Origin of the sequence: Eubacterium sp. CAG:161, assembly GCF_000432355.1 — a bacterium.
Classification (GTDB): domain Bacteria; phylum Bacillota; class Clostridia; order Lachnospirales; family Lachnospiraceae; genus Eubacterium_G; species Eubacterium_G segne.
Genome location: NZ_HF991841.1, coordinates 10,226 through 20,580, shown reverse-complemented (window position 1 = coordinate 20,580; position 10,355 = coordinate 10,226). Strand labels below are relative to the sequence as shown.

At 30.6% G+C, this 10,355-nt stretch carries 10 protein-coding genes; all 10 read right to left on the bottom strand.

What is annotated here, in order from left to right; genetic code table 11:
- Nucleotides 1-156: 156 nt before the first annotated feature.
- Complete coding sequence (locus Q5O30_RS01165; RefSeq protein WP_005363033.1) at nucleotides 157-1,803, bottom strand: recombinase family protein; 1,647 nt, start codon at nucleotides 1,801-1,803, stop codon at nucleotides 157-159.
- Nucleotides 1,804-1,899: 96 nt separating this feature from the next.
- Nucleotides 1,900-2,055, bottom strand: a complete 156-nt coding sequence (locus Q5O30_RS01160; RefSeq protein ID WP_005363035.1) for a hypothetical protein — start codon at nucleotides 2,053-2,055, stop codon at nucleotides 1,900-1,902.
- Nucleotides 2,055-2,420: a type II toxin-antitoxin system PemK/MazF family toxin gene (locus Q5O30_RS01155; RefSeq protein ID WP_021951937.1), complete on the bottom strand. Its 366-nt coding sequence runs from the start codon at nucleotides 2,418-2,420 to the stop codon at nucleotides 2,055-2,057. Before Q5O30_RS01155 ends, Q5O30_RS01160 begins: the two co-directional genes overlap by 1 nt.
- Before the next feature lie 12 nt (nucleotides 2,421-2,432).
- Nucleotides 2,433-2,801 (bottom strand): recombinase family protein, encoded by a 369-nt coding sequence (locus Q5O30_RS01150; RefSeq protein ID WP_021951936.1) that lies wholly within the window; start codon nucleotides 2,799-2,801, stop codon nucleotides 2,433-2,435.
- A 12-nt stretch (nucleotides 2,802-2,813) separates the two neighbouring features.
- Nucleotides 2,814-3,134, bottom strand: coding sequence for a helix-turn-helix domain-containing protein (locus Q5O30_RS01145; RefSeq protein ID WP_021951935.1), 321 nt, complete (start codon nucleotides 3,132-3,134; stop codon nucleotides 2,814-2,816).
- A gap of 117 nt (nucleotides 3,135-3,251) precedes the next feature.
- On the bottom strand, nucleotides 3,252-3,623 hold the full coding sequence (locus tag Q5O30_RS01140) for a hypothetical protein (protein ID WP_021951933.1): 372 nt from the start codon (nucleotides 3,621-3,623) through the stop codon (nucleotides 3,252-3,254).
- 134 nt (nucleotides 3,624-3,757) lie between these two features.
- A complete protein-coding gene (locus Q5O30_RS01135) occupies nucleotides 3,758-4,054 on the bottom strand; it encodes a helix-turn-helix domain-containing protein (RefSeq protein WP_005363046.1) in 297 nt (98 codons plus the stop codon).
- Nucleotides 4,055-6,177: 2,123 nt separating this feature from the next.
- Nucleotides 6,178-6,909: a family 16 glycosylhydrolase gene (locus tag Q5O30_RS01130; RefSeq protein ID WP_021951932.1), complete on the bottom strand. Its 732-nt coding sequence runs from the start codon at nucleotides 6,907-6,909 to the stop codon at nucleotides 6,178-6,180.
- Between the two features lie 36 nt (nucleotides 6,910-6,945).
- Nucleotides 6,946-7,887: a hypothetical protein gene (locus tag Q5O30_RS01125; protein ID WP_021951931.1), complete on the bottom strand. Its 942-nt coding sequence runs from the start codon at nucleotides 7,885-7,887 to the stop codon at nucleotides 6,946-6,948.
- A 1,742-nt stretch (nucleotides 7,888-9,629) separates the two neighbouring features.
- The coding region (locus Q5O30_RS01120; protein WP_302674498.1) for an ABC transporter ATP-binding protein at nucleotides 9,630-10,355 on the bottom strand (726 nt) is incomplete at its 5' end.

Genomic DNA, 10,355 nt, shown 5'->3' with positions numbered 1-10,355 from the left:
CGTGGAGTTTGTACAATAAACATACCGTCTCCACATGTGTGGTCCCCAAGTAAAGAACACATATTAGTAGGGGCGTCACAGGATAAAGAACAAACATTTTTTACTTCTAGTTCTTCCAGATTACTCATATCCAGTCCTCCTAGTTAAATGTTTATTTTATTTACATGTTACCTCAACATCGCTCATTCCTTTCAGAACAAATGTTAGTTTATATGGTTCTATTGTACCATCATCGAGCACCGTGCCTACTATAACTTTTTTTACAATGCTCTCAAAAACAACTCTGTCAAATTCATCAAATACTTTTGCATCTTTTATATTATTACGAATTTCACACATTCGGTTTTTAATAGTTTTTTGATTCAAATTATTATCTGTTAGCATTCTCTTTTCATTTTTTAACTTTGAAATATTGTATGACAACTCTTCATATTTTTTATTGTAGGCTTCTTCATTAATTTTATCATCCAACATCATATCGGTCAATTTATTACGTTTATCCTCTTGCTTTGCCAACGATTTATCTATGCGTTTTAACTTATTTACACAGTCATCACTGTTTAAAGATTCTTCAATAGTTGCCAACAAATTGTCTAATACATCATCAAAATTATCTGCCATTAAACTCATCATCTCTAAAAAAGAATTTTCTATTATTGACTCATCAATTGCCCTACTATGCTCACACGCTGCTATTCCATTTCTTATTTGATTTGAACATTTCCATACTGGTTTTAATGTACTTCTTGATTGATGATGTATTCTTCTTGTATAAATTTCTCCACAAAAACCACATTCGCACATACTACTGAGAGCATACATTTTATTATTTCTTATACGTATTACAGGGTCATTATTTACCGCACTTCTGTATCTACCTTTTCTTATTTCCTGTGCTCTATCCCAAACCTCTCTTGATACTATAGGCTCATGATGATTCTCAATATAAAATTTGTCTTCTTCACCTCTGTTTTCCAGACGTCTTTTTGAGATTGGATCAACAGTATATGTCTTTCCTAATAACAAATCTCCTTTATACTTTTCATTTTTTATTATTCCTATTACACCACTATCAGTCCATTTACAAACTCCTTTTTTATTCAATCTGCATTGTCTTTTTAGTTCTTTGGCAATTGATATTCCTCCCATACCTGACAAATATAAATCAAATATAAGCCGCACTGTTTCAGCTTCCTCTTCATTAACTGTAATAGACTTGTCTTCTTTATGATAATCATATCCAAGGCAACCATTAAATCCCATTAATTCTCCACGCCTCATCTTCATCTTGACTCCCATTTTTACATTAGCCGATAAGGATTCCACCTCATTCTGAGCAAGCGTTGATAATAAAGCTAATTGCATCTCGCTTTCCATCGTTGAAGTATTTATATTTTCTTTTTCAAAAATAACTGTGACGCCTTTACTTTTAAGCATTCTAACATATTGTATGGTATCAACTAAATTTCTTGAAAATCTTGATATTGATTTTGTAAGTATAATATCTATTTTTCCATTCATACAATCGTTAATCATTCTCAAAAAATCATCTCGTTTTTTTGTTTTAGTTCCTGTAATTCCCTCATCAGCATAAATGCCAACTAAAATCCATTCTTTACTTTGAGATATTTTTTCTTGATAATATTGCTTTTGTGACGTAAAACTATTTAGCTGTTCTTCATCATCTGTGCTTACCCTAACATAAGCCGCCACTCTTTTCCTATTAAATTCAAGTGCGTTTCCTTCAAATTTTCTATCTCTAATAACAGGTTCATCACTTGCTTTAATAACCTTGACATCCATTTTTGTGATCTCCTTTTTGTAATTTTCTTAAGTATATATATAAACTTAAATATGAACAAACCTACAGAAAAGCCAACATAAAATGTCGGCTCTTCTTTAAAAACTTACTATGTCATACTCATTCATCAGTTTTCTCTTAATTCTTGAATATTCATCCATTGAAATGTATTCTTTTCTCATTATCCATCCTAAAACAGCCAGTTTTTTTGTTAACTCTAGTTCTTTTGATTTTTCATTATGTTGAATCTCCATTACATATCAACTCCAAGCTGTTTTATTATTGCGTCATTCACCTTTTTCATGACTTCTGATGTTTTTGGAATATGCCCAACTTTACTTATTATTTTCTTTTTTGCCACAACTGTAATTTGTTCTACTAACAATAATGATTCTTCTTCAAAGTATCCTTTCACATCCTTTGGTGTAACCAATATGTGTGTTATAATTTTTTTCTTTGCTACTCTGCTTGTGCAAGGACAAACTGATAATGTATTTGAATATTTATTATTTTTATTATTGCTTACTACTACACACGGACGAACACCTGACTGTATCGAAGTTTTCGGATGTTGACCTAAATCCACATATATAACATCTCCTCTAATAATTTTCTTCATACCTTTTTTCTCCTATCTCTTGAGCTGTAAATTTAATTTTCCTTCGTCAACTGTTATTATCTGCCCTCCTGCCTGAATAACTTTTCCTATTTTCTGATAGGCATCTTCTATATTTTGTGAAATTGCCGCCATATTGCATACTAAAATTCCGTCTGCTTTTTCGTTTTGTATTTCTCTTACCATTTTATTAAAGTGCGTATTTACAACACTGCAGCCCATAATGTTTTTGTGCATAATCTTAACAATTCTCAAGTTATGTGCCTTAGCATATTCACTAATGTAACTAAGCTGTTTTTCTTCTTTCCAATCCACATTTTTATCTGTTGCATTTGCTACAGATAAGTATGCAATCACATTTATACTTTTCTTTCTTTTACACATTGTTTCCTCCTATTAATTTGGTATTTCCTTTATCATTTGTACAAACTGCTGACTGAAATATGTCCTCATTTCCGGTGAAAGTTTTCTTAATTCTTCATCAACAGATATGTTTGATCGTTTCTTTTGTATAGAAAGAATTGTATTTGCATCCGTATCTAATTCCGTTACCAATGCATATAACAAATCTATGCTAATTCTTCTGGTTCCCTCTTCCACTTGCGTAATGTGAGAAACACTTTTTCCAACAGCTTCGCTAAGCTCATCTATTGTCATATTCTTATCTCTTCTTAACTGTCGGATAATAGAGCCGACGTTCCAACCTTCATATTTCACTTTACCTTCTCCTCTATGTACTAATCCGCTTCCTGCTCTGTCGGACAGGCAACTACTCGCCTGCCCGATGAGTCATAAACAATAACCTCTGAGGGATAGATTACTTTCTGATATTCCTTAACATTCATAATCGTAATTGACTGCTGCAAAACATTCCTCATCAAAAAGATAAACTCCTACTTCGTTTTCTTTCATTACTGAAAGAAATGCTTCTTTTTCAATAGGATCATCACTTATGTCATTTAATGTTCTTAACACAATAAGGTTAATATTCTTATTTGCCATTTCATCTAAAAACTGATTAATAGTTTTTCTTTGAACTCCTGTTTCACCACTTGCATCTAAAAACCAGTAATTCACATTTAGGAGTCTTTTCTTACATTCATATCCGATGCGTTTTGTAACATCAATTACTGTATTAAAATCCTTCTGTGATTTGATAAATATCACTCCATTTGCAACTTCTTTTCCATCAAAAATTTTCCACATAAATCTATATACCTACTTTCATATTATTTGACTAATCAATGTGCACGTTTCTTAATCACAATTAAACTTTACAACTTTTAAATTCTTATTTTTATGAGGTTTCATACGTAGTAACTACGTATCATATGCGTAGTTTATATATTTTCCAGAATTCCTTTTAATATTTTCATTGCTAATTCTTTCTTTTCTTCTGGAACGTCAGTTAATAATTCACTACTCTTCCTTCCTATTATTAGATAATCTAATGTTGTATCCAAAATAGATGCCATTTCTACAAAGGTCTCTATGGTTGTGCTATGATTTCCCAATTCTATTCCACTGTAGGTTCTATGGGATATATTTAGCTCTTCGGCAAAGCTCTCCTGTGTATAACCTTTTGCCTTTCTTAATTCTTTGATTCTTTTTCCGCTTTCTTTTACGTTATAGTTCATTATTTCTTTCTCCTTTCCTGGCAGATACCAGTTCAGGTAGAAAAAAACTAATTACTAATCATTTATCTGAAGTTCAGTTACGTACAAAAAAAGACGCAAAGAGAAAGTCAGTTAATAAACTGATATCTTTCCCCTGCGTCTCTGGTGCTCCTACGGTCACATATATATGTTTAACCGCATGCCCTTATCAGGTGGGCCTTATTATTCAATTTTATATATATATTTGTCCATGTAAAGAACATTTTTTTAAATATTTTTCAGTACATTTTTTAAATCTTAGAACTCTTCCACAACGATTACATTTAATTGCAATAGATAATTCACCAGATGAATAATCAAATAATCTCTTTTTGCATTTCACACAACGTATCTGAATCATATTCTTCAATCACTAACACCTCCATTTTAGAGGTTATAATCATACAACAACTTATCATACCACAACCTCTCATTAGAATGTCAGTCAAAAGGGAACGTCAAACTGAACATTTATACTGTTTAGCACATTATTAGTAGCGACACAATATATTGTAAGAACATTTGTTCGATTAGTCAAGTATCATTTCATATTGTTCAGTTACAAATTTACGTTCGTTAAATTAAAACAAAATCCTTAAATACCTAAATATCACGGTGCAACGAAATCGCTAGTCCAAATTATTGGAAATCAACAGTTCAGACTAGGAAATCACCTTAGTTAGCCGTTGCAACTGCAAATTTACCTGCTTAAAGATTTATTCATGCCATAGACTTCTCTCATTGAAATATTCTTAGATAGGTCAATACTTTCAATAATGACTTTATATGCATCAAGAACACTGCTGTCGAAAATTACATATACAAGTGTTAAATCCACTCCACCAAGCTGTTCTTATCAATCGTTGTTTTCGGCAACAGCCATTAGTTTGGAATAAGCAATATTGGATTGGCATATTTCGCCATAACCTTATATGTCCTATCATTGCGATACATTTCTAAAACGACTGTAAATCTATCAGTCGAACATATTTGGTAACGGAACACCATTTACCTACTTTCATACCCCAATCACATGCCATATAGATTTTGCCACTGCCTGTTGTACTGATAATAAATAAGTTACAATGCTCAGTAGGTGAAAAGTCTTGTTGTCAGAAATTTTCTAGTCTTTTGTCCAGAAGCATAGTTGATATCCATTCCACTAACATCCTACTGTTCTAATTCTGCTCTTTTGACTAAACATGCAGGACATTTGTTTTACCACATGTATATTAGATATCGACCAACATTCCCCTCTACTCATTAAAAGAAGTATCTGTCATTCCTGTATTAGTTAATTGGTTCCGAAACGCATCTACCGTTGCAAACAAACACATTTCCATCAATTTATTGATTGTATTTTGGTTTGTCATTGGCAGTTGTTATCTCCTGTAATAATCAGCCCCTGATAATGTCATATTTATTTGATGTAGATTAAAATTTATTTTCTGACAGCCAATGCTCTTATAATTGAGAGCATATGTACAGCTCAATTACTTTTTAGCTATGTCTTCCAACTATCCTGTAAAATATTTGTCTACCAGTTTTAAATGTCCCATACAATTACAGTAAGTCTGTTACTCCACTGATTTAGAGGTAAGGTTACCATAGACAACCTGATATGTATTTTTCACCGCTATTCTTTGCCTATTTGCAAAAGCTACCACCGTTCCATCCCTGATATTTTTGATGATTATAAGGCATATGCTGAACATTCTCAAAAGTACATACTATTGCATCGAAATATCCATTCATTAATCAAACATCTTAAATTAACAATATAAGCTTGCGCTTATTGCATTTAAATTTTAAAAACTCTCCATTTATATAATTAAACGATTTGTTATCCCGTTTTTTACGACAAAAGCGAATAGTTTTGTTTAACATGCTTATCCTATAGTTCTACTTAATATTAATCAATTAATTACATATATGATTTTTATCCCAATTAGGTATCAATACAACTATATAACTCATTAATTATCATACACTTTTTTTTAATTCTTCATTGTATCTAGAATTAATTCATAAGCTTATAAACTAAATTACGAAATTTTATTTCATTTTCCCCATATAATTTACTACAACCTTATTGGCTATTACTTTCATTTCTGTTGATAAACATGTACATAATCAATAATAAAGTCCTGAGGCCATTTATCTATATCAATACCTTTTTTACCTGCTTCATAACCACCTACTGCTAAATTAATGATTAATCTAAAATGATTATCAAATGGCCATTCCTGACTGTTAAAATTTTTACATTCACTTTTTTTTGCAACATAACATACTTTATCATTTACTGAAAAAATCATTGATTCCTCATTCCATTCTAGTTCATAAATATTAAAATTATTAATTTTTTCATTTATTTGAATTCTTTTATGAAATTTATTGTTTTTATAAAAGTTGTATTCACCTGAATGTAAACTAAAAAAGATTTCGCCTCTAGTGTGTCCAAAATGTTCAACAATATCAACTTCTCCACAGTACGGCCAATTTGTTCCATCATATGAAATCGGCAACATCCAAATTGCTGGCCAAGTTCCCACCGCTAATGGAATTTTAGCTCTCACTCGTATTTTTCCATATTTCCATGACTCTTTGCTTATTATTTTTGCAGATGTAAATTGATTGCCTTGCCAGCTCTCATAATTTGAACGAATAACCAATTTATTATTACAAATCATTATATTTTCATCCCGATTATCAGTATAATATTGCAACTCTCCATTTCCCCATCCATGACCTCCTACAGAAAATTCCCATTTATCTAAGTCAATTTTATTGCTGCTATCAAATTCATCTTTCCATACACAAACATATTCCTTCATAGTACCTCTTCCTTTCTCTTGTAAAATAGTGTTATGCTACAAGCATTTGAATTTTTTCCAAATTTCTATCTCTTTCTTAATGCAATTAGTTTTTAAGAGATTCAGTTTGTCTATATTTGTAGCAACATTATTAGCTGAATACATATAATCTTTTAGCAAAATATTCTTAATTCTTTCCCATTCTATTTTCAAATATATAAATTCTTTTTTTAAATATTCATATATATTTTTATTAATATATTTCTTATCATATAAGCATTTTACTAATTCCAAATTTGCTTTTTGTCTATTCTCAATTTTAAATACTTCAAATGCATAGAATTTACATAAATTCTCTCCTTTTTCATTGACTTGAACTTTCCAAAAATCGTTTTCTCTATAAAAAAAATCTATATTATCCAATAAAATATTTGCATGATATAAAACATCATTCATATTCAATTCGTAATCAATCTCATTTTTAATGTGTATTATATAACCTGTAATATTGCTCTCTTCATCGTTAATACATTTCAAAAATCTTTTATATGGTATACTTTTCACACCATATCCTCTATTATCATCATCTATTATCACAATTTCCTGTTTGGCTTCATCATAATCACTTAAAAGAGAATAATGATAATTATGTTCTTTATGCCATGATGAACTATTGGGTAACCAGTTATATAAGTCAACCCGTATCATTATATTATTATCATGAAGCATATTAATTAAATTATTTGCATTTTTTTCTGAATACTCAACTAAAAAGTACTCTTTACAGATAACTTGTCCAATAATATCATCCTGTATTCTACTTGAATTATTAAGTGCTATATGCTTTGGTGACCATTCATTATAGGCTTGATATTTATAACCGTTTAGGTACGCTAATTCTTTATATTTTTTGTTGTATGAAGTTAATATACTAAAATTATTATTAAATCCACAATTAAGCCAAAAATCATCAAATGGCTTTATTTCCAATTTTTTCATTTTTATAATCCGCCTTTCTGCAAAAGACTCAATATGTCATGAAACATATTGACTAACTTTCGCTTTTCTATTCTATCTTCCTTCTGATATTATCTCCTTATAAGACCGACACACTACAAAACATATGAAGATAAATGGCAGTGCTGTATAGCATCGACCTCACATTTTAAATATTGTCGGTCATTCGTTAAGACATCAATGAGTAGCAGATAACCATATCATGTAAACTTATCTCTTCCAAAGTCGACTCGATTTTGCTGGATGACCAGTCACTGTCAGTTTTATAATTATAAATCAGCAGATGGTTATTTTATTGTCTTTAAAATTCTCAAAATAACTGTCATGGACTTAATGTTCGCCAAACCCGAGTCTATGCCTACATTGATATTACTGTTTCCAACAATCATACAAAATATAAACAAGCTCGCTTTTCTTATTTTACAAAAGCTTCGCAAGAGTTGTGTAACTAGACTATCAAATACACTTGTACTGATGTCTGTATAGAATCTACTGATAAGTATTGAATCCCTATTTTCAATATCTTATAAATGAATAACATTTGAGTTACTCTTTCTCACCCCAAATATATCGAGCCCCCAAATGCAACAAGACGGATTGTAACGATATCAGGTGGATTTGTAATTTATACATGTGCGTAATGTTTAAACTATCCTTTATCACATCTGCTGACATATGTGAATCAAGAAATTTAGTAAGATACCGTTTCAAACTCACTTATATAATTACCGTTGAGAAGAATCGAGTTCATAACTGTCTTACTATATCTAATTTAAAGTTAGATAATGTTTTTCGTATATATTTGGTAAATTATCTCATTCTAATGCAGAACATATTTTACAACATCCTGAAATAACTTTTGATGTAGCATCTTTTGTATATGACAAATGTAAACTCCAATAAAAAATACATGCTACTGTTGATGGTGCTGTATCTACGGAACAAACTGTGAAGCTTAGACAGTGTCTTAATCTCATCAATAAATTAGAAAAACATCAGGCAGAAATATAGACATCTTTCGTCTCAGTGATAAATACAAAAGCGTCCTTAATATTATAATAATCGTACTGGAATTCGATAAAAACTCATTTACTGCTATTCAGGCACTCCCAGAAATCGGAGACTATATACCTGTCTTCATCGCTGCTAAAAGTCTCGTGTCATGGGGCGAATGTTGTCTCACAACATTCAATGCAACCATAATTTAATCAAATTCAAGGGACATCCTGAATTCATCAGTCGTTGTCGACGAATGAATATATGTCGTAGTCGCAAGAAAGCTTTCTTTGCAATCTGTCATATAATCCTTACCTCTATCTAATACATACTCACAGACTTAAAACTTTATACAGCAGAAGGATTTCTTGAATCGCGCATTACGAATAAGGAAAATTTTTTTACTGTTTCACAGGCACTTAATCTACTTAAAGAACGAGGTTACACCAACAAAGTTAATACTGTTTCTGTTACTTGAAGGTGTTGTGTATATATTTACTTTTTAAAGCACCACATAAGATGGTTTATTTGCCATCCCCTTTGTTTCTTGGCTGTATTCTACTTATTTGTTTCAAACTTCTCCTAATACTTTTACTTAATTCTGCTTTATAATATCTTTTTTTACAAAACATATATTAATAAATAATTGTCAATTGATAGAGTTTTATTTAAATATCCCCTATAAGATAAATGTAATCACTAATTACCTGTATAGGCAATGTAAAGATTTAAATATAATATTGAGCCTGTGTACTCCATAATCTATAATATTCTCTTTTTAATTGCATTAGTTCCTCGTGATTGCCAACTTCAACAAGCTCCCCTTTATTCATCACTAAAATTTTATCGCTTTTTTTGCAACTGGATAATCTATGAGATACATATAATATTGTTTTTTTATTGTGTGCGATATTTACGATATCTGACAATAGTTCATCTTCTGCGATTGGATCTAACGCACTTGTTGGCTCATCCATTATAAGCATTGAAGAATTCTTATACATAGCTCTTCCTAAGGCAATTTTTTGTTTCTCTCCGCCTGAAAGCTCTACCCCTTGGCTAATATCACTAGATATAATAGTACTTTCTCTGTCTGGGAACTTATCAATTATTTTATCAATCTTTAAAGCTTTAAATACTTCGTCAGATTTTAAACCTGTTTCAGTCTTTCCAAATGTAATATTTTCCTCAATTGAATAGGCAAACAATTCAAAATCTTGAAACAAAGTAGCAATATGATCTAGATACCTTCGAACATTAAGTTGATTTATATTGATTCCATTAATTAATATTTCACCTTTTGTAGTCTCATATAGTCCACATATTAATTTTACAATTGTTGATTTTCCTGCTCCATTTGTCCCAACAATTGTTACAATATTATTTTCATTAATTTTAAAAGATACATCCTTTAATGTATATTCCTCAGAATTTGGATACTTAAAAAAAACATG